The organism is Pelagibius sp., assembly GCF_028289705.1.
Taxonomy (GTDB): Bacteria; Pseudomonadota; Alphaproteobacteria; order Kiloniellales; family Kiloniellaceae; genus Pelagibius.
On record NZ_JANQOI010000055.1, the window covers coordinates 1 to 23,092 of the forward strand.

At 64.7% G+C, this 23,092-nt stretch carries 21 protein-coding genes and 4 tRNA genes; 13 read left to right on the forward strand and 12 right to left on the reverse strand.

The window, feature by feature from the left end; all coding sequences use genetic code 11:
• The 3 genes from Q0996_RS06475 to Q0996_RS06485 form a co-directional block, all read right to left on the reverse strand.
• Positions 1–1,268, reverse strand: a 1,268-nt coding sequence (locus Q0996_RS06475; protein WP_299616986.1) for a DUF502 domain-containing protein, incomplete at its 3' end; no start/stop codon positions are given.
• A 288-nt stretch (positions 1,269–1,556) separates the two neighbouring features.
• Positions 1,557–1,643 (reverse strand) — tRNA-Leu (locus Q0996_RS06480).
• A gap of 48 nt (positions 1,644–1,691) precedes the next feature.
• Positions 1,692–1,778: transfer RNA gene (locus tag Q0996_RS06485), tRNA-Leu, on the reverse strand.
• A gap of 198 nt (positions 1,779–1,976) precedes the next feature.
• Here Q0996_RS06485 and Q0996_RS06490 point away from each other — a divergent pair.
• The 5 genes from Q0996_RS06490 to Q0996_RS06510 all read left to right on the forward strand — a co-directional run bounded on the left by Q0996_RS06490 (position 1,977) and on the right by Q0996_RS06510 (position 4,647).
• On the forward strand, positions 1,977–2,210 hold the full coding sequence (locus Q0996_RS06490) for a hypothetical protein (RefSeq protein ID WP_299616987.1): 234 nt from the start codon (positions 1,977–1,979) through the stop codon (positions 2,208–2,210).
• Positions 2,211–2,480: 270 nt separating this feature from the next.
• Positions 2,481–2,840 (forward strand): TraR/DksA family transcriptional regulator, encoded by a 360-nt coding sequence (locus Q0996_RS06495; protein WP_299616988.1) that lies wholly within the window; start codon positions 2,481–2,483, stop codon positions 2,838–2,840.
• 4 nt (positions 2,841–2,844) lie between these two features.
• Complete coding sequence (locus tag Q0996_RS06500; RefSeq protein WP_299616989.1) at positions 2,845–3,336, forward strand: hypothetical protein; 492 nt, start codon at positions 2,845–2,847, stop codon at positions 3,334–3,336.
• A gap of 284 nt (positions 3,337–3,620) precedes the next feature.
• On the forward strand, positions 3,621–3,929 hold the full coding sequence (locus Q0996_RS06505; protein WP_299616990.1) for a hypothetical protein: 309 nt from the start codon (positions 3,621–3,623) through the stop codon (positions 3,927–3,929).
• A gap of 256 nt (positions 3,930–4,185) precedes the next feature.
• Positions 4,186–4,647 carry a hypothetical protein gene (locus Q0996_RS06510; RefSeq protein WP_299616991.1) on the forward strand — a complete coding sequence of 154 codons (462 nt, stop codon included), beginning with the start codon at positions 4,186–4,188 and terminating at the stop codon, positions 4,645–4,647.
• Positions 4,648–4,711: 64 nt separating this feature from the next.
• Here the strand turns inward: Q0996_RS06510 and Q0996_RS06515 are convergent, their stop codons facing one another.
• Positions 4,712–4,930, reverse strand: coding sequence for a hypothetical protein (locus Q0996_RS06515; protein ID WP_299616992.1), 219 nt, complete (start codon positions 4,928–4,930; stop codon positions 4,712–4,714).
• A 229-nt stretch (positions 4,931–5,159) separates the two neighbouring features.
• Here Q0996_RS06515 and Q0996_RS06520 point away from each other — a divergent pair, with 229 nt between their 5' ends.
• On the forward strand, positions 5,160–5,414 hold the full coding sequence (locus Q0996_RS06520) for a hypothetical protein (RefSeq protein ID WP_299616993.1): 255 nt from the start codon (positions 5,160–5,162) through the stop codon (positions 5,412–5,414).
• Between the two features lie 180 nt (positions 5,415–5,594).
• Positions 5,595–5,786 (forward strand): hypothetical protein, encoded by a 192-nt coding sequence (locus Q0996_RS06525; RefSeq protein ID WP_299616994.1) that lies wholly within the window; start codon positions 5,595–5,597, stop codon positions 5,784–5,786.
• 211 nt (positions 5,787–5,997) lie between these two features.
• On the opposite strand, the gene Q0996_RS06530 is transcribed toward Q0996_RS06525, so the two are convergent.
• The gene (locus Q0996_RS06530; RefSeq protein ID WP_299616995.1) at positions 5,998–7,056 is read right to left on the reverse strand and encodes a HAMP domain-containing sensor histidine kinase; all 1,059 of its coding nucleotides are present in this window, start codon (positions 7,054–7,056) and stop codon (positions 5,998–6,000) included.
• Positions 7,057–7,601: 545 nt separating this feature from the next.
• On the opposite strand from Q0996_RS06530, the gene Q0996_RS06535 reads away from it, so the two are divergent.
• Complete coding sequence (locus Q0996_RS06535) at positions 7,602–8,936, forward strand: integrase family protein (protein ID WP_299616996.1); 1,335 nt, start codon at positions 7,602–7,604, stop codon at positions 8,934–8,936.
• 239 nt (positions 8,937–9,175) lie between these two features.
• On the opposite strand, the gene Q0996_RS06540 is transcribed toward Q0996_RS06535, so the two are convergent.
• Positions 9,176–10,243 carry a hypothetical protein gene (locus tag Q0996_RS06540; RefSeq protein ID WP_299616997.1) on the reverse strand — a complete coding sequence of 356 codons (1,068 nt, stop codon included), beginning with the start codon at positions 10,241–10,243 and terminating at the stop codon, positions 9,176–9,178.
• A gap of 192 nt (positions 10,244–10,435) precedes the next feature.
• Here Q0996_RS06540 and Q0996_RS06545 point away from each other — a divergent pair, with 192 nt between their 5' ends.
• A complete protein-coding gene (locus Q0996_RS06545) occupies positions 10,436–10,930 on the forward strand; it encodes a hypothetical protein (RefSeq protein WP_299616998.1) in 495 nt (164 codons plus the stop codon).
• Positions 10,931–10,978: 48 nt separating this feature from the next.
• Here Q0996_RS06545 and Q0996_RS06550 read toward each other — a convergent pair.
• The 5 genes from Q0996_RS06550 to ssb all read right to left on the reverse strand — a co-directional run bounded on the left by Q0996_RS06550 (position 10,979) and on the right by ssb (position 15,801).
• A tRNA-Ser gene (locus tag Q0996_RS06550) sits at positions 10,979–11,071 on the reverse strand.
• 95 nt (positions 11,072–11,166) lie between these two features.
• Positions 11,167–11,242 (reverse strand) — tRNA-Lys (locus tag Q0996_RS06555).
• A 308-nt stretch (positions 11,243–11,550) separates the two neighbouring features.
• Positions 11,551–12,099, reverse strand: a complete 549-nt coding sequence (gene coaD / locus Q0996_RS06560) for a pantetheine-phosphate adenylyltransferase (RefSeq protein WP_299616999.1) — start codon at positions 12,097–12,099, stop codon at positions 11,551–11,553.
• A gap of 20 nt (positions 12,100–12,119) precedes the next feature.
• Positions 12,120–14,846, reverse strand: a complete 2,727-nt coding sequence (gene gyrA, locus Q0996_RS06565; RefSeq protein ID WP_322096651.1) for a DNA gyrase subunit A — start codon at positions 14,844–14,846, stop codon at positions 12,120–12,122.
• A 478-nt stretch (positions 14,847–15,324) separates the two neighbouring features.
• Positions 15,325–15,801, reverse strand: coding sequence for a single-stranded DNA-binding protein (ssb, locus tag Q0996_RS06570; RefSeq protein ID WP_299617001.1), 477 nt, complete (start codon positions 15,799–15,801; stop codon positions 15,325–15,327).
• Positions 15,802–16,018: 217 nt separating this feature from the next.
• Between ssb and uvrA the strand changes: the two genes are divergently transcribed.
• Genes uvrA through trmFO form a run of 4 tightly spaced genes read left to right on the forward strand, consistent with a single transcriptional unit; the run spans position 16,019 to position 22,121 of the window.
• A complete protein-coding gene (uvrA, locus tag Q0996_RS06575) occupies positions 16,019–18,895 on the forward strand; it encodes an excinuclease ABC subunit UvrA (RefSeq protein WP_299617002.1) in 2,877 nt (958 codons plus the stop codon).
• Positions 18,892–19,395 (forward strand): GNAT family N-acetyltransferase, encoded by a 504-nt coding sequence (locus Q0996_RS06580; RefSeq protein ID WP_299617003.1) that lies wholly within the window; start codon positions 18,892–18,894, stop codon positions 19,393–19,395. Before uvrA ends, Q0996_RS06580 begins: the two co-directional genes overlap by 4 nt.
• 49 nt (positions 19,396–19,444) lie before the next feature.
• Positions 19,445–20,698: an adenylate/guanylate cyclase domain-containing protein gene (locus Q0996_RS06585; protein WP_299617004.1), complete on the forward strand. Its 1,254-nt coding sequence runs from the start codon at positions 19,445–19,447 to the stop codon at positions 20,696–20,698.
• A gap of 46 nt (positions 20,699–20,744) precedes the next feature.
• Complete coding sequence (trmFO, locus tag Q0996_RS06590) at positions 20,745–22,121, forward strand: methylenetetrahydrofolate--tRNA-(uracil(54)-C(5))-methyltransferase (FADH(2)-oxidizing) TrmFO (protein ID WP_299617005.1); 1,377 nt, start codon at positions 20,745–20,747, stop codon at positions 22,119–22,121.
• An 18-nt stretch (positions 22,122–22,139) separates the two neighbouring features.
• Here the strand turns inward: trmFO and Q0996_RS06595 are convergent, their stop codons facing one another.
• Positions 22,140–22,979, reverse strand: coding sequence for a phytoene/squalene synthase family protein (locus tag Q0996_RS06595; RefSeq protein WP_299617006.1), 840 nt, complete (start codon positions 22,977–22,979; stop codon positions 22,140–22,142).
• Between the last annotated feature and the right edge of the window lie 113 nt (positions 22,980–23,092).

Genomic DNA, 23,092 nt, shown 5'->3' on the forward strand with positions numbered 1-23,092 from the left:
GGGTTCGGCGTCGTCGGCAGGAAGATGTTCACCGTGTCCTGGGGTGTCAGGTCCTGGATACCCGCCTCCGCCGGACCGGTAATGAAGCCAAGGGCCCAGCATTCGGGCCGCGGATACTCCAGCAGCACCACCTCGCGGAAGGCCTGGGACTGTTCCTTGAAGACGGTCTCCAGGATCTGCTTCACGGCGGAATAGAGACTGCGGATCACCGGCATGCGGGCCAGAATGCGCTCGCCGCTGGCGATCAGCGACCGGCCGACGAAACCGGCGGTCAGGAAGCCGATGAGCACAAGGCCGACGACCACCACGAGCACGCCGAGGCCCGGCAGGCTGAAGGGCAGATAGCTCTCGGGGTTCCATTTGGCGGGAATGTAGGGGGTCACTTTGCTGTCGACGAAGGTGACGAACTCCGAGGCCAGCCAGATGGTGATGGCCAGCGGTGCGGTGACCAGCACGCCGGCGAAGAAATAGTTGCGCAGGCGAGTGACGAAGCCGGCGCGGGTCTGCGGTGCCTTCTTCCGCCGCCGCCGGCGGACTTTGGGCTTTTCCGCCTCGGCCTCCTCGCGCAGTGCTTTCTCGGCATAGGCCTCGATCCGTGCCTTGGCCTCTTCGGCGCTGCCCTCCCCTTCGCCCTCGTGCTCATGATCCGGGACGACGATGCCGCCGGAAATCACCAGCTTGATCCCCTCCTCCACGGTGAGATCCAGGTGGTGCACGTCCTCGCGCGGCACGAACAGCAGGAAGCCCGTCGTCGGGTTCGGGGTGGCGGGGATAAACACGTTATAGACCGTCGCCGTGGTCAGGCTCTGCACCTCCCCAAGGGTCTCTCCGGTGATGAAGCCCACGGCCCAGCAGCCGCGCCGCGGATATTCGATTAGCACCACCTCGCTGAAGGCGGCGGAAGACTGCGACAAGACAGTCTCGAAGACCTGCTTGGTCCAGCTATAGACCGAGCGGACGACCGGGACCCGGGCGACGATCCGCTCGCCGGTGCCCATGATCAGCCGGCCGAGATAGCCGGCGGCCAGGAAGCCCACCAGCATGAGGAACAGCAGGGCCACGATCAGCCCCAGTCCGGGCACGCCGAAGGGCAGATAGCTTTCCGGATTCCACTGCGGCGGGATCATGGGTGTGACGCGGTCGTCGATGAAGGTGATGACCCGCCAGGTCAGCCAGAAGGTGATGCCGGCCGGCGCCGTCACCAGGATGCCGGCGAGGAAATAGTTCCGCAGCCGCGTTCCGAAGCTGACCTGCTTCTTCTCAGACAAGGGTCCCGATTCCTCCCTAGCGCCTCACCTCTGGGACCGCCCCACACATACGCACTTCACGCATCGGGTTCCTGGTCCGGGCCCGTCCCTCCGGTTTGGAGGATGGACCCTTGGACCGCAATCGACCGCAAATACAACGTCCCGACCCGTTCATGATATGGGAATTCATGACAAGAGTACCAGAGACTGCCGACTCGCCGCCAAACTGCGCGCAATCCGCTAACGAACCCCTAATTGGGGCCGCCTCAGTCGGCTCATCAAGAATTCCGGGACGAACGAAGATGAGGTTGGTGCGGCTGAGAGGACTCGAACCTCCACTTCCGTACGGAAACTAGCACCTGAAGCTAGCGCGTCTACCAATTCCGCCACAGCCGCGTCGCCAAGGGCGCGATGCCCCTTGCATTCCGAGCTGGCCTGTCCAAATGGTGCGGCTGAGAGGACTTGAACCTCCACGGGGTTTCCCCCACAGCGCCCTCAACGCTGCGCGTCTACCGATTCCGCCACAGCCGCAGGGTTCCGCTGGTCTTGGCCACCGGCTCGGAGCGGGAGTTATAGCGGTCCCGGCAAAAAGGGCAACGGAAATCTGCGCCGTCAGCGCGGTTCAAAAAAGCGCTGGACGGCGATCCGGACGGAGGTCCACCATAGCCGAGGATGCCGCGCTAAGTTGTTGGTGCTGCACTCTTTCTCTAACCGGGTAAGTCTCGAAACATGAAGACGTTCCTGCTGATCGTCACACTGGGCGGTCTTCTTGTGCTCACCCTCGTTGGCAGCAGCTTCGTATGGTGGAGCATGGGGGGGATCGACATTAGCCTGCACGGCATGATCGCCCTCACCCTGGGCTGCCTGTTCTCGCTCCTGCTCGGCGGCGGGCTGATGTTCCTGGTCTTCTACTCAAGCCGGCGCGGGCACGACGACGAGCATCACCGAGGTCCAGAAATGTGAGTAGTAATAACCCTTTAGAGCGAGTTCTCGTGTCCTTGACACAAAAAGATCACCCCTTCTTCAGAGCCCGCGCCCGTACCCTTCTGGTCGGTTAGCCTGCAGGGAATCGGGACCCTGCCTCCCTGTACGACTTCATGTCTACCAACCCCCGAAGACGGCCGGGGCTCTTTGGTTCCCTGTAGGCTTCCTTCCCCAGCAACCCGCCGATCCCAGACGCGCAGGCCGTGCGAAGGCCCTTGTCGTGCGATGCGCCCAGGGTCATCATACGTCATGAGCGAACCGATCGAGTTCGATCTGTCGCTGTTCCGCGAGCGGCTGATGCAAAGGCGTCTTGAGCTCCGTGAGTTGGCGGAAAGCAGCGCGGACAGCCGGAAGCCCGTTGAACTCGACCAGACCAGAGTTGGCAGACTGTCGCGCATGGACGCGCTGCAAAACCAGGCCATGTCGCTGGAAGCCGAGCGCCGCCGCCAGGCGGAACTGCAGCGGATCGAGGCGAGTTTGGAGCGGATCGAATCCGGAGACTACGGCTACTGCGTTTCCTGCGGCGAACAGATCCCTTTGCGCCGCTTGGAACTCGACCCGACCTTGCCGACCTGCGTGGACTGCGCCGGCGGCGGCACCCACAGCTGAGACGATGCCGCGCCATATCGCGCTGTCCTTTTACCAGCGCAATCATCTCCCCCTGAAAGCTATCGTGCTGGCCGTGCTCTGCGCCGCAGTGGCCTGGCAGGCCGCCCCTGCATCGGCCCAGCAGGGCAGCACCCGCCCCACGGAGTGCTGGCGCGGCTGGGGCTATCTCCTCGACGGACAGTCGCGCGCCTACAAGAGCCAGGAGATGCTGCTGGTGACCCTGGGGCCGACCTTGTGGGAGACGGGCCGGCCGGTGGAACTGTTCCTCCTCGACCGCGCCAGCGGCCACATCTCCGAGGTGCCGCCGATCACCGTGATTCCGGAAGGTCCGCGCCTCTACTATCGCGGGCGCCTGAATTACATGGATACCGTGGCCGCGATCCAGGGCTCACAGGACCTGATGACCCTGGGGCTCAGCCATATCGAGCCGGCCCAGCCCGGTGTCCCCGCCAAGGAACAGTACAACCGCTGGGCCTGCGGCCTCGGCGAGGAGTAACCGGCGCTCTCCGGCCGATCCATCCGCCACCACTCTGCTATGCCCGACGCGCCAGCCTGTGGCGTTCCCCTTGCCGGATTGTTTTCGAGACACATCATTTCACTTGAGAGATGTGACCGTATATTGAATTTAGCTCTACTTTTACTGAGTTTTTCGACAAATAGTAAATAACATGGTTAACGTATTCTGAATATTTCATTGATTTTTTCCTAAAATTCGACTAAATTCTTTTCCGGATCAGCCGCGCAGGAGGTTCGCGGCGCTGCGAAGCAGGAGGCAACGGTATGCTTGAGGTCTTGCAATGGATCTACGGTCCCGGAGCGGAGGCTGATCCCTACTACCTGCTGCTGCGCGACTTCGTCGTCCTGATGCCCTGGTGGTATCCCTACATGTGGCTGGGAATCGGCACCGCGGTGGTCGGCTGGCGGCTGCTGCGCCGCTTCCGCCTGAACCGCCGCAACCGCGCCGGGCTGACCCGTGTCCGGGCCCGCGTGCGCCGCCTGACCGACGGGCCCGACGGCCGGGTCGCGCTGCCGGGTGCTGCCAACGACGATCACCCGGCCCTGGGCGCCCACTGTCTCAGCACGGAGTGAGGCCGGCAGCAGGCCGCGCCTTAATTCACAGAGAGATACAGGCACAATCTGCCCTCTCCCCCCGGCAAGGCCTGCCGGGGCGCAGGACCGTCTTCCTGTCGTTCAGTGTGAATCCCTGCCTCTTCGGGGCCCTCCCTGGGCTCCGGCGCGCTCCGGTCTGGCCCGGCCCTTGCAAGTCTCCTTGCGGCTGAGGACCGCCCGTGATCCGGTCTCCGGCCGCCGGAGCATGCCGCCGCAGGCTGGAGGAGCATCAGCGATGACCTTTACGGAGCTTTCGAGTTTGCCTCAGGGGGCCGCTGGTGCCCTGCAGTGGTTTCAGCGGTCCAGCGGCAAGCCGCGCCAGGCCCTAAGGCTTCTGGAGGAGTCCCTTGCGGTGCCCGAGCCGGAGCGGCCCAGCCTCTCGGCCGGCCAGTTCGTCGACCAGATCGACGACACCCTGCGCGAGCTCAGCCGCGGCGAGATCATGTCCGTCCTGGTGCATCTGAAGCAAAGCGAGATCAGGGCCCTGGTGCGCCACACCGCCCATGCCAAGGGCCGCTACCTGGCCGCCCTGATGGAGCTTCCCCGGAAGCAGGCCAGCCGCAAGGCGGCCATCGAGGAGATTGCGCTGCTGCGCCAGGAGTTCGAGGAGTTGGAGACCGGGCTGACGACCCTGCGTCAGCTCATTCTGGACAACGATATCGAGGTGACCGGGGTCGAGGAGAGCGCCCGTTCCTAAGCGGCCTCGGGCACACAAGCGCGCTGACCCCGCAGCGCACCCGCCACCGTACAGCCGCTAACGATCAGTTCAGGTAGAGAACGTCGCTGTCGGGTTTGGGCATCTGCAGGATGACGGCTTCCGAGTTGCCGCTTAGCCGGCCGAGGAGTTCCTCGGTCTGCTTCGGGCATGCGTTGACCACGTCCAGCGCCAGGTCGCCGTTGGCATTGACCCGCGCAAATATGCCGGCCCGGAAGGCGTCGGCGATCCAACGCGCTGGATCGAAAGTAGTGTGGCTGTCCATTGCTCGACCCTCTCCATGCTCTCGCACAGCACTAGCCTGCACGCCTTGTTTTAAAGATCGGTTACTAGAAGCCTCTTCTATGCTTGGCCAATACTGCGTTTCTACGTGGGATTGGTCTGTGGCAATTCGCACGTGCGAAGGACGATAGCCGGCCCTTCGAAAGCCCTTGCCCGGGCGGCAAAAAGCCTTGAATCTGTGTACTTTAGGCATCCGGCGGTAAATCTTCCCAATGACCCCGCAAGAGAAGTCCGCACTGTATTTCGTGGCCCGTCATTTGGCCTTGGGCATGGGCGCCGGCGGCCTCTTCGGCGGCGCCCTTCTGGCCAGCGACCTGGCCGGGCTGCGCAGCCTCATCCTGTCCAGCGACAGCCCCGCGCTGGCACTTTTTCTGCTGTTCTTCGGGCTGTTCATTACCTTCGGCTCGGTCTCCCTGGCCGCCAACCTGATGCTGCTGTCGCGCCGCGATGGCGGCGGCCGGGACTAGCCGGCGATCCCCCTCGCCCGCGCTCAAGAAACAAGCGAAAGCAAATGTTTACCGGGCAGTGTGACAATACCCACAGTTGATTTGACCGGGGGCCGATAGGTTTCGCTCACGTAGCTGTGTCTCAGCGCGGTTCGCCGCCCGCGCATCAGCTTGGCGAAACGCGAAATAGGGAAGATCGCTATGTCCAACCATATGATGTTTTGGCGCTCGGCCGGCCTGGACCAGGTCATCTGCAAGAACCGATCCCAGGCGCGCCAGCGGGCGCGCGACCAGGAGCACCTGCCCTGCAGCCAGCACTCCGCAGCGGAGCTCGCCGCATTCGAGCGCAGCCTGCGCAAACCCGTTACTGCACTGCGCGTCGTCAAACACTAGGGTCGTTCATGTCTTGACGGTGCCGGCCCGCTCCCCCTCCCGGCCACCCAGCGCCAGTATCCTAGTGGGTGGCCGGGAGGGGGAGCGGGCTGGAACCGGTTCGACGCAAGTCGAACACACTCAAAAAAAGTTCGGCGGATCGGCGGCCGGCTGACGGCTCGGCCGCCGATCCTTCGTCTGGCGAGGAAGGGCTGCAGCGTCTCAGGGCTGCTTACGCGACTGCCGCAGCACCGGAGCGGCCAGGCTCCGACCAGACGATCCGTTCTTCGGGCAGCGTGACCGAGACCTCGGTTCCCTGCCCCGGCAGGCTGTCGATCACCAGATCGCCGCCGTGCAGGTCCACCAGGGCGTTGACCATAGGCAGGCCGAGCCCGGTCCCGCCGCGGGTCCGCGAAAAGGCACTGTCGACCTGTCCGAAGGGCATGAGCGCCACGGTGATCTCCTCCGGGGTCATGCCCACGCCCCGGTCCCGCACCTTCATGACCAGAGGCTGGCCCGCCACGGCAGTGATGCTGAGGCACACCTCTCCGCCCACATGACTGAACTTCACCGCGTTGGAGAGCAGGTTCGTCAGGATCTGCTTCACCAGGCGCGGATCGCCGCGCAGCCGCGGCAGCGCCGCCGGCAGATCGCTGCCCAGTGCAATCTCGAGCTGGCCGGCCTGAGGCGTCACCAGGAGGAGGGCTGCGTCGACCACCTCCGACAGTTGGAAAACCGTCTCCTGCAGTTCCATCTTGCCGGCCTCGATCTTGGAGAGATCGAGGATGTCGTTGATCAGGCCCAGCAGGTGCCGCCCGGATTCCCGGATGTTCACCACATAGTCCTTGTAGGCGGCGTTGCCGACGGGGCCGTGCACTTCGTTTTCCATCAGCTCGGCAAAGCCGATGGTGGCGTTCAGCGGGGTGCGCAGTTCGTGGCTCATGTTGGCCAGGAACTCGGTCTTCGCCCGGTCGGCCGCCTGGGCCTCGTGGCGGGCTCTGACCAGGCCGTCCTGGATTTCGATGCGCAGCCGCAGTTCCTCTTCCAACTGCTCGTTCAGGCGCCGGCACCGCAGGGACTCGGCCTTGAATTCCTGCCAGCGGCGCCATGCGAACCAGCCGAAGGATACCGTGAGCAGGCTGATGGCCATGGGGATCTCGTCCAGCTCCAGATCCTCATGCTCCATCGCGAAGGCCTGCCACGCCTCGGCCAGGTCCACCGACCCGGCCAGGACGAACAGCAGGAGGAAGCCGGCGCCGGCGATCAAGAGATCCACCAAGGGACGCGACACGGTCGACTTCCAAGACTGCAACGCCATGAACATCGGGCCTGACCGGTAAGGAAAACGAACCACAGCGGACCCCGGAGGAACCGCTCTCCGGTACAAGACTAGGAAGATCGGCCTTAAAGCACAGTAAACATTCTCGTTATGAATGCCATTAGATGCAACCTGTACAACTGAGAGTGATGCGGGGTTGCACTGGTGTTCGGGGGTTGCATTGGGAACATAGTCTTTCGCCATCGCGACGGACTCTCCGCAAAGCACCAAAGCGCCCGGAGGACACGGCTTTTCGGGCTCAAGGAAGCCTTCGTTCCCGCCGGCAGTTCGCAACGGCGCAAACGACCTATGGTGAAATGGTGAGCCCGGCAGGGATCGAACCTGCGACAACCTGATTAAAAGTGTGGTCAGGGGTATGTCTTGGCATGTTTGCGTATGTTGCCATATGTTTATCAAGATATTGATATTAAATGATTTTGGTAGCAGATGGCACCTTCTCGCGTTAGCGTATGTTTGCCCCCAGGGCTTACGAGTTGCTTACGAACGAGGAGCGCGCAGTGCCGCAGCTGAAACTAACGAAGACGAATATCGACCGTGTCGCGAAGCGGGGAATCGCTAGTCGCGACCTGCTCTATTGGGACACTGAGCCAAAGGGTTTCGGGCTTCGGGTGACCCCGACTGGAAAAGCCACCTTTATCGTGCAGGGGCGGGTTAGCGGCTCGACCAAGGAAGCCCGCATCACCATCGGCCCATATGGCGTGTTCACCGCGGACCAAGCGAGAGCCCAGGCCCGCGAGCACCTACGCGACATGAGAATGGGGCTAGACCCGCGCGACCTACGGGCGCAAGAGGAAGCGCTGAGGGTGACGCTACAAGAGGTCTGCGAAAGCTATTTGGAGCGCCCTGGCAAGCTGCGCGACACCACTGCGGCGGAGTACAGGCGGCACGTCACGAGCGTATTCGCTGCCTGGGCAGAGAGGCCCGTGGTCTCCATCACAGAGGATGACGTGCGGCAGCGGCATCGCGAACTCGTCACTCGCGGTCTTACCGGGTCGCGAGGTGCCCCTGCCAGCGCGAACGCCGCGATGGTGACACTCCGCATCCTGCTGAACTATGCCAGCCGACAGTATCGGCGTGCTGACGGGTCGCCACTCATCCTGCACAACCCGGTCAACGTCCTGAAAGATCATTGGGCTCCACTTGGCACACGGACTGACCGCTACGTCGACAGGAAGCTCGTTGGCAAAGTCTTCAACGCCCTGATGGATGCGCGCAGGCACCCAAAGAACGCTGATGCTCTGGCAAGTATCGACCTATCAATCTTCCTACTTCTGACCGGCGCAAGGCGGAACGAAGCCGCCCAGCTCACATGGGACCGCGTCAATATCGATGATAGCGATCCGACGAACTGCTGGTGGCATATCCCCGAGCGAAAGCGTGGCGACCCCATTTGGCTCCCTCTAAACAGCCAAGCGGTTGGACTGCTCAGAGCGCGTCAGAGCGAAAAGGCCGGCAAGCCGAACAGCTACGTCTTCCCGTCGCGCAGCAAGGCCGGGCACATCAAATGCGCACGGGCCACGATGGAGCTGGTCAGCAGGGTTGTTGGCAAGCATCTCAGCCTGCATGACCTGCGGCGCACCTTCACGAACATCGCGATGCGAGAGTGTCTGATCGAGAAGTTTCGAACGGACCTGCTGACCGGCCACAAACCAGCCCAAGCCGACATTACTGCTCGAAACTACTTGGACCTGGCGCGGCTTGATTGGCTGCATCCTGAGGTGCAGAAGATTGGCGACTGGGTCGAGAGGCAGGCGCAAATCGACACCAACGCTAATGTCATGCCCTTGACCACCTCGCGCGGGGCCGCATCGGGGCGGCTACAGCCATACTAAGCACCGCTCCGCCGTTGTACCCCTGGCGGGGGCGCTGATCGCGCTGTGTGGGCGGCTGCGCAGCCTGTGGGAGCCGACCCTGCTGCGCTCACCATGCAGCCGACCTAGTGGGAACAGCTGTCATCGATCTAATCGACGCTGATGATCGGCTCCAGCCAGACCCCCGCCTTCACCAAGCTCCTAAGAGTTTGAGCTAAGGTATGGCGCCAACCGTAGCGGCGAGTCACATGCCGTAAATGTTACTGTGATAGCCACACCTGCCAGTACTGTGCCTCTAGACTTAGCGGGAAATTGGTGGGACCTCCCATAAGCGAAATCCGCTCTTTTAAATTCTCCAGCCAATTCAGGCCGGAGCTAGAGAGGTAATTGACGATCACAGGATCCTGGGTCATCTGAGCAATCACCGGGAGCGCACGTTCCGGCGCGAACAAGATCAAGGCGTTCAGCGCCATAGCTCTATCGTAGTGGCTAATCTTGCTATGTGCGATCTGTTCAATTGTCGCGACGGCTTCGCTGTGAAATGGGTGAGTCTCAAACGTCGGGAAGTCATTCTCGTAGACGAATATATGGCGGAACCACTCCAGTATGTTGTCTATTTTGCGCTCATCATTTTGCGCCGAGCGTAGCAGATCGAGCGATCCTTTGACTAAGCGTTCGCGATAAGCTTCTGGCCAGCTGTGAGGTCCTGTGCTTCTGAAAAACTTGAAATCCCCATGCGCAGCGTCGCGGTCGGCAAGTTCCAGAAACCTGTTGAGCACGGCGCCATCGCCAGTCGTCTTGACGATTACGTATAGTAAAGCAGCCTGGGTCGACGGCGGCAGCGTGGGCTGCAGGTAATCTTCGACTGCTGCCAGTGTGACGTCGACCGTGGCGGCGTCTAGCGAGAGCCTGAGCAAGGTCTTTATCCTCGGATCAGAAAAAAAGACGCCATCTTCTTCTTCATTCAATCCGTCGAGCGTGAGGTAGAGTTCGGCATGTTCTAGTTTCGTCCGCAGCGTTGTTATTTCAAGTTCAAGCTCTGCCCTGCGTTCTTCGAATACTCTCACCTCTTCGCCAAGCTCTTCCTTCCGGTCCACTAACTCATCAGTCTGTCTTGTCAGGTTCTCTTTCTGTAAGGCTAGGCGTTCCTTCTGCAGGTCGAAGAACTGCGTGTTGAATCCGATGTAGATAGACCATGCCCCAATAATCAAAGGCGTCAATAAGGTTAGGTATGCGGGATCCCGCCAGAAAGGGCGACTGAGCGTGGCAACTTCAGCCTTCAGTTTCAGTCGCTCAAGGTCCTCTTTCGTTGCAAGCGAATTACCCACCGACATCCTCCATTCATCGCGCTTTCAGGAATCTTATTGCAACTAAAGGATGCTCTCCAAGCGATTTCTACCTGCTTGTTATCCGATACGGCGCGTTGATCGCGACATGCTGACAAGTATGCCGCCTTAGCCGATCGCTGCGTCGGATTGCGCGCGGTTTGGGCGCACACAGCTTGTGACGTGCTCCTCTGGATGTCTGCGTCCAGAGGCACGGCGCTTCGATTCGCTCTTGAGCCGCTTCTGCTTGAAGGGCTGCATCTCTACGACCGGATCCGGCGCGACTTCAGGCCGATCTTTAATGACACTGTCAGCAAGTCCGGTGGGCGCTTGCGGATCGTTGAAGAAGCTCCAGCGTCAAAGGGCAAGTTCGATTTTGCGTTCGCCGGCTTTCCGCCCGATAAGTATCGCCTCACGAAAGGGGCCAATTTCCCTATCTTTGCTGCGTTCCGCAATTGCGTCATCTATGACGAAGCTGCGCATCGCTGCGAATGGCGTTTCGGGTTCGACAACGTCTTGAAGCTCTGGGAGAAGATTGGGCCTGAGCTTGTCCGTGAGACCTACGAGGCAACCAAGGACATCGGCCGCACGCCCGACGTTCTTGGGAAGAACCGGAGTCACTGGGCGAACCTACTCCGTGTTGTTCGCCTGGAGGTGCTGAGTGCTGCGTTGGAAGCCGCCGAGGCTTGATAGCGTAACCGGGGCGGCAAACCTGTCGCCCCGTTCTTAAACAGAAATTGGCGGAAGGGGTGGGATTCGGACCCACGACCGGCTTTCACCGTCGCTGAATTTCAAAACCAGTGCCTCACAAACAATTCGGCGGTACTTTCCCAAGGCTTCTGCTTACGACAGGCTTATGATCAAAATCTGCCGGTACATTTACCAGCAGGCCATTCGCTTAATCTATTGTTTTTCATGGGTAATAATGGTGAGCCCGGCAGGGATCGAACCTGCGACAACCTGATTAAAAGTCAGGTGCTCTACCAACTGAGCTACGGGCCCCGAGGGAGGGATGCCGGCGCCTGGGGGACTCGGACCTGCAAGGCCCGGTCCGAAGGCCCCGCCGCGCGGGCGCGCGCACCATAGTGCCGCCTCCCTGCCCGGTCAACAAATCCCGGCGATGCACGGACCCCTGTGACCCGCCCCTCTCGTCACCCTCGTGCTTGTCACGAGGGTCCATGGCAGTGGCGCTCGGGCTTTTCCGGATGATGCCGGCGATCCGCAGTTGCGGTCTTGCTGTGCCATGGATGCTCGTGACGAGCACGAGCATGACGGGTGTGTAGGAACGATACGGCGGCGCTTCGCCGGCCCTACTTCAGGGTCTGCAGGCGCCGGCCGGAGTGCTCGCCGTTCTCTTCTTCCAGGTTGAAGCGGTCGCGCAGGCGGGTGGCCACATCGCTGCCCACGAAGCTGGAGATATCGCCGCCCAGGCGGCCGATCTCCTTGACGAAGCGCGAGGAGATGAACTGCTGGCGCTCCGAGGCCATGAGGAACACGGTTTCGATCTCGGCGTCGAGACGGGCGTTCATGCTGGCCATCTGGAACTCGTACTCGAAGTCGGAGACGGCGCGCAGGCCGCGCACCAGCACGGTGGCCCCCACCTGCTGGCAGAAGTGCACCAGGAGGCTGTCGAAGCTGTGGACCTCGACCTCGGCGCCGTGGCGGTTCATCCGCTCGACCTCGTCTCGGACCATCTCCACGCGCTCGTCGATGGTGAACAGCGGGCCCTTGCCGGCGTTGCGCGCCACGGCGATGACCAGCTTGTCGAGCATCTTGCAGGCGCGGCCGACGATGTCCTTGTGGCCGTTGGTGATGGGATCGAAGGTGCCGGGATAAACGCCGACCAGAGGGGTTTTCATGCGCCTTCGATCTCCCGCTTTCAGCTCGCCCCGGGCCCGGGGCCTTGGCCCGGCGTCCCCACATCGCCGCCGGGGCCGCCGGCGCCGTCGAGAGCCTCAGCGCCCTCCTCGTCATCCGGCTCCTCCTCGGGCAGGTGGGCCACCGAGACAATACGCTCACTCACGTCGATGCGAAACAGCATGACCCCGCGGGTGGTGCGCCCGGCGATGCGGATGTCCTCCACCGGGCTGCGGATCAGCTTGCCGCCGTCGGTGACCAGCATGATCTGATCGCCGGCAGCCACCGGAAAGGCCGCCACCACGCCGGATTCGCGCCCGCCGGGGCGGGTCAGGTCCATGTTGCCGATGCCGCGCCCGCCGCGGCCGGTCACCCGGTACTCGTAAGCCGAGGTGCGCTTGCCGTAGCCGTCGTCCGAGACCGAGAGGATGAACTGCTCGCCCTCGGCCAGCTCGCCCAGGCGTTCGGGCGAAAGCTCGACCCCGACGTCGGCGGGGGTGCAGTCGCCCTCCCCGTTCTCGCCGCGGCGGCGGGCAGAGGCAAAGCGCAGGTAGGCGTCGCGCTCCTCTGTGCTCTCGGCCTCGCCGGAGCGCAGGATGGTCATGGAGATCACCTTGTCGCCCCTGCCCAGCTTGATCCCGCGCACGCCGGTGGAGGTGCGCCCGGCGAAGACCCGCACGTCGGAGACGCCGAAGCGGATACACTTGCCCCCGGCGGTGGCCAGCAGCACGTCGTCGCGCTCGGCGCAGGGCTGGACGGAGACCAGTTCGCCGTCCCCTTCCTCCAGCTTCATGGCGATCTTGCCGTTGGCCATGACCCGCACGAAGTCGGAGAGACGGTTGCGGCGCACCCCGCCGGCGGAGGTGGCGAAGACCACGTACATGCGGTCCCAGGTCGCCTCGTCCTCGGGCATCGGCATGAAGGTGGTGATGAACTCGCCCTCGGCCAGCGGCAACAGGTTGATCAGCGCCTTGCCGCGGGCCTGAGGCGTGCCGATGGGCAGCCGGTAGACCTTCAGCTTGTAGACCATGCCGCGGGAGGAGAAGAACAGCACCGGCGTGTGCGTGTTGCACACGAAGACCTGGCTGAGGAAGTCCTCGTCGCGGGTCGCCATGCCGGCCCGGCCCTTGCCGCCGCGGCGCTGGGCGCGATAGGTGGAGAGCGGCACGCGCTTGATGTAGCCGCCGTGGGTGACGGTGACCACCATGTCCTCGCGCTGGATGAGGTCCTCGTCCTCTTGCTCGAAGCCGGCCTCGACGATCTCCGTGCGCCGCGGCGTGGCAAAGCGCGTTTTCATGTCGGTCAGTTCTTCGCGGAGCACCGACAGCAGCCGCTCCCGCGAGCTGAGGATTTCCAGGAACTCCTTGATCTCCCCGGCGATCTCCTCCAGCTCGGCGGCGATCTTCTCGCGCTCCAGGCCGGTCAGGCGCTGCAGGCGCAACTCCAGGATTGCCCGCGCCTGAGCCTCCGACAGGCGGTAGGTGCCGTCGGCCTCGACAGCGCGGCCGGGCTCGTCGATGAGGGCGATCAGCGGCGCCACGTCGCGGGCCGGCCAGGCCCGGGCCATCAACTGCTCGCGGGCCGTCACCGGGTCCGGCGCGGCGCGGATCAGGGCGATCACCGGATCGATGTTGGCCACGGCGATGGCGAGGCCGACCAACACATGGGCGCGGTCGCGGGCCTTGCCCAGGCGATAGGCGGTGCGCCGGGTCACCACCTCCTCGCGGAAGTCGACGAAGGCGGCGACGATGGCCTTCAGGTCCATCACCTCCGGACGGCCGCCGTTCAGCGCCAGGATGTTGCAGCCGAAGGAGCCCTGGAGCTGCGAGTGCCGGAACAACTGGTTCAGCACCACCTCCGGCTCGGCATCGCGGCGCAGTTCGATGACAACCCGCAGGCCCTGGCGGTCGCTTTCGTCGCGCAGGTCGGCAATGCCCTCGATGGTCTTGGCGCGCACCAGATCGGCGATCCGCTCCAGCATGCGCGCCTTGTTCACCTGATAGGGCACCTCGGTGACGATGATCGCCTCGCGGTCCTTGCGGATCTCCTCGATCTCGGTCCTGGCACGCACCCGCAGGCTGCCGCGCCCGGTGTGATAGGCATCGCGGATGCCGGCGCGGCCCAGGATCACCCCGCCGGTGGGGAAATCCGGGCCCGGGATCAGCTCCATCAGCGAGTCGATGCTGATGTCGGGCCGCTCGATGTAGGCCAGGCAGCCGTCGATCACCTCCCCCAGATTGTGGGGCGGGATGTTGGTGGCCATGCCCACGGCGATGCCGCCGGCGCCGTTGACCAGCAGGTTGGGAAAGCGCGCCGGCAGGACCACCGGCTCCTGCGTCGACTCGTCGTAGTTGTCCTGGAAATCGACGGTGTCCTCGTCGATGTCGTCCAGCAGGGCGTCGCTGGCCGCCCGGGTCAGCCGTGCCTCGGTGTAGCGCATGGCCGCCGGCGGGTCCCCGTCCATGGAGCCGAAGTTGCCCTGGCCGTCGATCAGCGGCAGGCGCATGGAGAAGTCCTGCGCCATGCGCACCATGGTGTCGTAGATCGCCGAATCGCCGTGGGGGTGGTACTGGCCCATCACGTCGCCGACCACGCGGGCCGACTTGCGGTAGGGCCGGTTCCAGTCGTAGCCCGCTTCCTTCATGGCGTAGAGGATGCGCCGGTGCACCGGCTTCAGGCCGTCGCGCACGTCCGGCAGGGCGCGGGCCACGATCACGCTCATGGCGTAATCGAGGTAGGAGCGCCTCATCTCGTCTTCGATGGTGACCGGCGTGATGTCGTGATCGGGGGTCGGCTGTGAGGTATCGGACAAAGGAACGGCCTTGAGATGGGTCCGGGCCCAGTACCCGGGCAACACGTGATGCGGCCGGAAGCGGCCAGGAAGAGGTCTGTCTGTCTCACGGAATCGCCCGGGTGATCCCTGGTCCCCAACCCGCCTCTACGCCACGCGTCAGACGCCCGGGAGACCCCCGCGAATCGCATCGCCGACTATAGCAAGCCCGGCCCCGGGGGACAACTCCCGCGCCCGCGAAAGCGGTGCGATTCTCCGTTCTAAATCAATAGATTAGCGGCTGACATCCAGTTCGCCTACAGGGTCAAGAAATGGGCCGGCCGATGGGCAGGCGAACATCCCCCGGGAGGACGCATTCGTATCCGGTGATTAACGGGATTCGCGTTGAGAGCCCGGCCGCCGAAGAGCCGGGCCGGTCCGGGCGTGGGCGGTGGCGCTAGAACGGGATTTCGTCGTCCAGGTCGCCGGCCGGGGGCGGGCCGCCGGAGCCGCCGCCGCCACCCGATCCTCCGCCGCCGCTGTAGCCGCCCTGGTCGCCGCCACCGAAGCCGCCGCCGTCCTGGCGGCCGTCCAGCATGGTCAGTTCGCCGCGGAAGCGTTGCAGCACCACCTCGGTGGTGTAGCGCTCCTGGCCGGACTGGTCGGTCCACTTGCGGGTCTGGAGCTGGCCTTCGATGTAGATCTTGGAGCCTTTGCGCAGGTATTTCTCGGCGACATCGCAGAGGCGGTCGTTGAAGATCACCACCCGGTGCCACTCCGTGCGCTCGCGCCGCTCGCCGGTGTTGCGATCGCGCCAGTTCTCCGAGGTCGCAAGGGACAGATTGGCGACCTTGGTGCCGTCCTGGGTGCTGCGAATCTCCGGATCGCGCCCCAGATTGCCGACCAGGATGACTTTGTTGACGCTCCCCGCCATGCCGCGATTCTCCAGTTTCAGAGGGATTTACTCGTGTGAGGGACCGGACTCTAGCCCCTCTGGCAGGTCTATGTCAGCAATCCCTTGACCGCAAGCCCGCGAAGCCCATCAGGGGGTCGATTTTCCCCGGGCCATCCTCCATATTGCTCCCTGGCGGTCGTCATCGACCCCGGTATCCTGAAAAGACCCTCCAACGCTGAGAGGCCGTGCCGATTTGATGCCAAACGGTCCGCAAGGTCCTGTGATCGCGATTCGCGGGGCGCGCGAGCACAACTTGAAGAATATCGACGTTACCCTGCCCCGCAACAAGCTGGTGGTGATCACTGGGCTGTCGGGCTCCGGCAAGTCGTCGCTGGCCTTCGACACCATCTATGCCGAGGGGCAGCGCCGCTATGTCGAGTCCCTCTCCGCCTACGCGCGCCAGTTCCTGGAGCTGATGCAGAAGCCGGACGTGGATTCCATAGAGGGACTCTCCCCGGCGATCTCCATCGAGCAGAAGACCACTTCAAAGAACCCGCGCTCCACCGTCGGCACGGTGACCGAGATCTACGATTACCTGCGCCTGCTCTACGCGCGGGTGGGCGTGCCCTATTCGCCGGCCACCGGCCTGCCCATCGAGAGCCAGACCGTCAGCCAGATGGTCGACCGGGTGATGGAGATGGCCGAGGGTACGCGGCTCTACCTACTGGCACCCATCGTGCGCGGCCGTAAGGGTGAGTACCGCAAGGAACTGGCCGACCTGCAGAAGCGCGGTTTCCAGCGGGTGAAGATCGACGGCGACCTCTACGAGATCGAGGAGGCCCCGGCCCTCGACAAGAAGCGCAAGCATGACATCGAGGTGGTGGTGGACCGGGTCATCGTGCGCGAAGGGATCGAATCCCGCCTCGCCGACAGCTTCGAGACCGCGCTGCACCTGGCCGATGGACTTGCCTTCGCCGAAGACGCCAAGTCCGGCGAGCGCACGACTTTCTCCGCCAGGTTCGCCTGCCCGGTCTCCGGCTTCACCATCGACGAGATCGAGCCGCGCCTCTTTTCCTTCAACAACCCCTTCGGCGCCTGCCCCTCCTGCGACGGGCTGGGGGTGACGCTGTTCTTCGATCCGGACCTGGTGGTGCCCGACGCGAAGCTGACCCTCAGCACCGGCGCCATCGCCCCCTGGTCGCGCTCGGCCACGCCCTCGCCCTACTACCAGCAGACCCTGGACAGCATCGCCCGCCACTACAAGGTCTCGACCCGCACCCCCTGGAACGAGTTGAAGAAGTCGGTGCGCGAGGCGATCTTGTACGGTTCCGGCAAGACCGCCATCACCATGACCTACGAGGACGGGCTCAGGAGCTACAAGACCACCAAGCCCTTCGAGGGGGTGATCCCCAACATGGAGCGGCGCTGGCGGGAAACCGATAGCGACTGGGTGCGCGACGACCTCGGCAAGTACCAGAGCAACCAGGCCTGCGAGGCCTGCGGCGGCTTCCGCCTGAAGCCCGAGGCCCTGGCGGTGAAGATCGACGGGCTGCAGGTCGGCGAGGTGGCGGAGTTCTCCGTCGCCCAGGCCGCCGCCTGGTTCTCCGGCCTGTCGAAGAAGCTGCGCCCCAAGCAGCGGGAGATCGCCGCGCGGATCCTGAAGGAGATCAACGAGCGGCTGCGTTTCCTGGTCGACGTCGGCCTCGACTATCTGACCCTCAGCCGCGGCTCGGCGACGCTTTCCGGCGGCGAGAGCCAGCGCATACGCCTCGCCTCCCAGATCGGCTCCGGGCTCACCGGCGTGCTCTACGTGCTGGACGAGCCCTCCATCGGCCTGCACCAGCGCGACAACGCGCGGCTGCTGGAGACCCTGAAACGCCTGCGCGACCTCGGCAACAGCGTCATCGTCGTCGAGCACGACGAAGACGCCATCCGCAGCGCCGACTACCTGATCGACATGGGTCCCCGCGCCGGCACCCGCGGCGGCCAGGTGGTGGCCATGGGCGCGCCGGACGACGTGATGACGGCGCCGGAGAGCCTGACCGGCCAGTACCTCACCGGCTTCCGCCAGATCGATATCCCCGGCCTGCGGCGGGAGGGCCATCCCGGCCAGACGGTGAAGATCCTGGGCGCCACGGAGCACAATCTGCAGTCCGTGGACGCCGAGCTGCCCTTGGGCACCTTCACCTGCATCACCGGCGTCTCCGGCAGCGGCAAGTCGACCCTGATCATCGAGACCCTCTACAAGGCCCTGGCCCGGCGCCTCCACAAGGCCCGCGCCAATCCCGGCAAGCACGAGGGCATCGAAGGGCTGGAGTTCCTCGACAAGATCATCGACATCGACCAGTCGCCCATCGGCCGCACCCCGCGCTCCAACCCCGCCACCTACATCGGCGCCTTCACGCCGATCCGGGAGTGGTTCGCGGGCCTGCCGGAGGCCAACGCCCGGGGCTACAAGCCCGGCCGCTTCTCCTTCAACGTCAAGGGCGGGCGCTGCGAGGCTTGCCAGGGCGACGGCGTCATCAAGATCGAGATGCACTTCCTGCCGGACGTCTATGTCCAGTGCGACGTCTGCAAGGGTAAGCGCTACAACCGCGAGACCCTGGAGATCGCCTTCAAGGGCAAGTCCATCGCCGACATCCTCGACATGACCGTCGACGAGGGGGTGGACTTCTTCAAGGCGGTGCCCTCGATCCGCGCCAAGCTGGAGACCCTGCAGAAGGTGGGCCTGGGCTACATTCACATCGGCCAGCCGGCGACCACCCTCTCCGGGGGCGAGGCGCAGCGGGTGAAGCTCTCCAAGGAGCTGTCGCGCCGCGCCACCGGGCGCACCCTCTACATCCTGGACGAGCCCACCACCGGCCTACACTTCGAGGACGTGAGCAAGCTGCTGGAGGTGCTCCACGCCCTGGTGGAACAGGGCAACACCGTGGTGGTGATCGAGCACAATCTGGAGGTCATCAAGACCGCCGACTGGATCCTCGACCTGGGTCCGGAGGGCGGCGACCGCGGCGGACGCATCGTCGCCACCGGCACCCCGGAGGACGTCGCCCGGGTGCGGGAGAGCTACACCGGCCAGTATCTCGCCCCCTACCTCGGTATCACCCACAAGCCGAAGAAAAAGCGGGCATGAGCGGCGGGACCGGCGCCGTCGTCTGCCGCTTCGCGGGCAAGGCCGACGCGGCGGTGGTCGGCGAACTGTTCTACCGCTGCGACCTGCATTATTGGGGCGACAAGGCCCCAACGGCGGAAGCCATGGCCGCACATGTGCGCGACACCGTGCTGGCCGACGATGCGGCGGTGGAAATCGTGCTCGCCGAAGAGGACGGCGAGGCCCTGGGCTTTGCTACCTTCACCATCCTGTATCCGGCCCCCGATCTCGGCGGCCAGCTCTACCTCAAGGATCTCTTCGTGCTCGACCGGGCCCGGGGCAAGGGCGCCGGCCTGACCCTCATGCGCTTTCTCGCCAGGACAGCGCTGGCGCGCGGCTGCGTGCGCTTCGACTGGACGGCGGAGGACAACAACCCTGAGGCCATGGCGTTTTACGCGCATATCGGCGCCCGCCGGGTGACCGACAAGGTCTACTTCCGCTTCGACGGCGCCGCCCTCAAGCAGTTCGCCGAGGACGGCTGACTACTTCCCGCGCTTGCCAGGGCATCGGCGTCTCTCCAGACTGCCGGGCATGACAGAGGTGGATGTCCCCGCCAATCCTGACGACGACAAGGATCTGCGCCGCCAAGCGCGGCTCGAAGCCCAGCCGGTCATCGACTGGCTCACCGACATGGGCATGCGGCGCAGCCGTATCACCATGCTGCACGACGGCTTCGTCCGTCAGCTCATCAACATCGGCATTCCGGTGGACCGCTCCACGCTGCACATGCCGCAGCTTCACCCGCAGCTCCGCGCGGTGACGGTGCTATGGGAGGCGGAGGCCGGCGGCGCCATGGAGATTCCGCGGGTCCACGGCGTCGAGCGGTCGGAGTTCTTCCAGCAGAGCCCCGTGCGCCTCATCTATGGGGGCAGTCCGCCGATCCGCCGCCGGATCGCCGACCCCGACTGCCCCGTCGACTTCCCCATCGTCAAGGACCTGAAAGAGGGCGGTTTCACCGACTACACCGCGCGGCCGCTGCCGTTCAGCAACAAGCAGATCAACACAGTGACGCTGGCGAGCAAGCGCGAGGGTGGCTTCAGCGATCTCGACATCGCCACTGTCGACGCCTGTCTGCCCGCCTTCGCCACGGTGCTGGAGCTGCGCCATGTCTACCGCACAGCGCAGACCCTGCTGCAAACCTACATCGGGCCGCGCACCAGCGACCGGGTGCTGAGCGGCACCATCACCCGCGGCGACCTGGAGCGCATCAACGCCGTGCTCTGGACCTGCGATCTGCGGGACTTCACCGCCCTCTCCGAGACCCTGCCCAAGGAAGCGGTGATCGAGCTGCTGGACGATTACTTCGAGATCATGGCCCAGCCGGTGGCGGCCCACGGCGGCGAGATCCTGAAGTTCATCGGCGATGCCATCCTGGCGATCTTTCCCATCGAAGAGCAGAAGGAGGGCGATGCCTGCCGCGCCTGCCGGGAGGCCATGGCCGCCGCCCGGGACGCTCTGGCCGCGGCAGCGGCCGCGCAAGGCGAACGCCAGGAAGCCGGGAAGCCGGCGTTCCGCTGCGGCGTCGCACTGCACGTCGGCGATGTGATGTACGGCAACATCGGCGCTGCCGACCGCCTCGACTTCACGGTCATCGGCCCGGCGGTCAATCTGGTCTGTCGCATCGAAGCGCTGAACCGCGACCTCGCCCTGCCCCTGGTCTACTCCGCCGCATTCGCGCGCCTCTGGACCGGCGAAAGCCGCAGCCTCGGCGTCCACGCTCTGAAAGGCATCGCCGAGCCGCAGGAGGTCTTCACGCCGGCCGATTCTGACCCCTCCCCGGAGTAGCAATTGCGCCTGTCGCCAGGAGCGGCACCGGATTAGAATTGGGCCCATGAACGATCCGAACATCAGACCCATCCACGTCATCGGCGGCGGGCTGGCCGGCAGCGAGGCAGCCTGGCAGATCGCGCGGGCCGGCGTGCCGGTGGTGCTCCACGAGATGCGCCCGGTCCGGGAGACTGACGCTCACCTGACCGACGGGCTGGCGGAGCTGGTCTGCTCCAACTCCTTCCGCAGCGACGATGCCGAAAACAATGCCGTGGGGCTGCTGCACGAGGAGATGCGGCGCCTCGGCTCCCTCATCATGGCCTCCGGCGATGCCACCAAGCTGCCCGCCGGCGGCGCGCTGGCCGTCGACCGCGTGGCCTTCTCCGAGCGCGTCACCGCACAGTTGGAGGCCGAGCCGCTGGTCACGGTCGCGCGCGGCGAGGTGGCGGGCCTGCCGCCGGAGGACTGGGACTCGGTGATCGTCGCCACCGGCCCTCTCACCTCCCCGGCCTTGGCGGAGGCCGTCGGGAAGCTGAGCGGTGAGGCTTATCTCGCCTTCTTCGATGCCATCGCGCCCATTGTCTACAAGGAGTCCATCGACTTCTCCAAGGCTTGGTTCCAGTCGCGCTACGACAAGCCCGGCCCCGGCGGCGGCACCGCCGACTACATCAATTGTCCCCTGGACGAGGATCAGTACCGGGCCTTCATCGAAGCGCTGATCGGCGGTGAGAAAACCGACTTCAAGGACTGGGAGACATCGACGCCCTACTTCGAGGGCTGCCTGCCCATCGAGGTGATGGCCGAGCGCGGCCCCGAGACCCTGCGCTTCGGGCCCATGAAGCCGGTCGGCCTGCACGACCCCCATCAGGACGCGCGGCCCCATGCCGTGGTGCAGTTGCGCCAGGACAATGCGCTGGGCACCCTCTACAACATCGTCGGTTTCCAGACCAAGTTGAAGTACGGCGCGCAGACCCGGATCTTCCGCATGATCCCAGGGCTTGAAGAGGCGGAGTTCGCCCGTCTCGGCGGACTGCACCGCAACACCTTCATCAATTCGCCGGAGCTGCTGGACAGCCAACTGCGCCTCAAGGCCCTGCCGCGGCTGCGCTTCGCCGGCCAGATCACCGGGGCCGAGGGCTATGTGGAGTCCGCGGCCATCGGCCTGCTGGCCGGCCGCTTTGCCGCCGCCGAACGCCAGGGCCGGAGCTTTGCGCCGCCGCCGCCCACCACCGCTCATGGGGCGCTGTTGGCGCACATCACCGGCGGAGCCGAGGCCGCCACCTTCCAGCCGATGAACGTGAACTTCGGCCTCTTTCCGCCGCTGACGCCGCCCGAAGGCAAGCGCAAGGTGAAGAAGAAGGACCGCAAGCCCGCCTATTCCGCCCGTGCGCTGGCCGACCTCTCCATCTGGCTGGAAACCCCGGCCGAAGCGGCCGAGTAACCCGCCTCGGGCTCTCAGTCAGTAGCGGCCGTGCAGCGCCGCCCAGGCGAGGCGCCAGACCTGGCCCGGCGCCTCCCCTTGCAGCGCCACATCGAAGGGGTCGTAGGCGGCCGCCTCCAGGCGTTTGAGGTGACGGTCGGCCAGGGTCGCGAGAAGAAAGACCGGGAGCGCCCGCCGCGGGATCGCGGCGCGCGGGTGGCGGGCTTGGCGCAGGTGTTCGCCCGCCGTTTCCGCCAGGCCACGCGCCACCTCCGCCAGGGCACCGGAGGGCCGCAGTTCGAAGAGATCGGCGAGCTGGAGCCCGGTCGCCCGGCAGCGGTCGACCGGCAGGTAAATCCGCTTCTGGCGCGCATGGAAGGGAATGGCGCGCAGCAGCCCGAGAAGCGCCCAGGCGATCCCAAGATTGGTCGCCGCGTCCTGACTTTCCGGGCTTTGGGCGTCCACAACCCGAAGCGCCAGCCGCAGCAGTCCGCCCGAGGTCGCCGAGGCATAGGCGCGGAGCGCCTCCAGGCTCTCCGGCGCATCACCCTCCAGGTCGAACTCCCGGGCATCGATCAGGGCCTCCAGGGCGTCTCGTGGTAGGTGCCGCGCTGCCACCGCCCGTGCCAGAGCTTCGACCACGTCATGCTGGCGCGGGGTGCCGGCGTAGATGCCGTCCAGGGCCTCGCGCCACCACTGCAGGCGGATCTGTCCCAGCATGGCCTCGCTGACCACTTCGGCCGTCTTGGCGATCTCGTAGTTGAAGGCATAGAGGGCAAAGAGATGCGCGCGCGTCGCCGCCGGCGCGAAGAGGCAGGTCTGATAGCGGTCGCGGTCGTGCTGGCGCAAGGCGGCGACATGGCTGGGAAGCTGGGTCAAGTCCAAGCCCCTAATAGTTCTATGGTCATCAGGGCGCCCTCTTGGCAAGACTTCAAGCAGGCACTAATCTTTTTCACCGCGAATCCAAAAGACTGCGTTCACCATACTGCAGT

Bases quoted from the DNA above. Each gene is read 5' to 3' on its own strand.
- Q0996_RS06585 (WP_299617004.1), top strand. From the start codon at position 19,445: ATGACAGAGGTGGATGTCCCCGCCAATCCTGACGACGACAAGGATCTG.
- Q0996_RS06490 (WP_299616987.1), top strand. From the start codon at position 1,977: ATGAAGACGTTCCTGCTGATCGTCACACTGGGCGGTCTTCTTGTGCTC.
- Q0996_RS06545 (WP_299616998.1), top strand. From the start codon at position 10,436: ATGTCTGCGTCCAGAGGCACGGCGCTTCGATTCGCTCTTGAGCCGCTT.
- trmFO (WP_299617005.1), top strand. From the start codon at position 20,745: ATGAACGATCCGAACATCAGACCCATCCACGTCATCGGCGGCGGGCTG.
- gyrA (WP_322096651.1), bottom strand. From the start codon at position 14,846: ATGAGGCGCTCCTACCTCGATTACGCCATGAGCGTGATCGTGGCCCGC.
- Q0996_RS06515 (WP_299616992.1), bottom strand. From the start codon at position 4,930: ATGGACAGCCACACTACTTTCGATCCAGCGCGTTGGATCGCCGACGCC.
- Q0996_RS06520 (WP_299616993.1), top strand. From the start codon at position 5,160: ATGACCCCGCAAGAGAAGTCCGCACTGTATTTCGTGGCCCGTCATTTG.
- ssb (WP_299617001.1), bottom strand. From the start codon at position 15,801: ATGGCGGGGAGCGTCAACAAAGTCATCCTGGTCGGCAATCTGGGGCGC.
- Q0996_RS06505 (WP_299616990.1), top strand. From the start codon at position 3,621: ATGCTTGAGGTCTTGCAATGGATCTACGGTCCCGGAGCGGAGGCTGAT.
- coaD (WP_299616999.1), bottom strand. From the start codon at position 12,099: ATGAAAACCCCTCTGGTCGGCGTTTATCCCGGCACCTTCGATCCCATC.
- Q0996_RS06500 (WP_299616989.1), top strand. From the start codon at position 2,845: ATGCCGCGCCATATCGCGCTGTCCTTTTACCAGCGCAATCATCTCCCC.
- Q0996_RS06510 (WP_299616991.1), top strand. From the start codon at position 4,186: ATGACCTTTACGGAGCTTTCGAGTTTGCCTCAGGGGGCCGCTGGTGCC.
- Q0996_RS06495 (WP_299616988.1), top strand. From the start codon at position 2,481: ATGAGCGAACCGATCGAGTTCGATCTGTCGCTGTTCCGCGAGCGGCTG.
- uvrA (WP_299617002.1), top strand. From the start codon at position 16,019: ATGCCAAACGGTCCGCAAGGTCCTGTGATCGCGATTCGCGGGGCGCGC.
- Q0996_RS06525 (WP_299616994.1), top strand. From the start codon at position 5,595: ATGTCCAACCATATGATGTTTTGGCGCTCGGCCGGCCTGGACCAGGTC.
- Q0996_RS06580 (WP_299617003.1), top strand. From the start codon at position 18,892: ATGAGCGGCGGGACCGGCGCCGTCGTCTGCCGCTTCGCGGGCAAGGCC.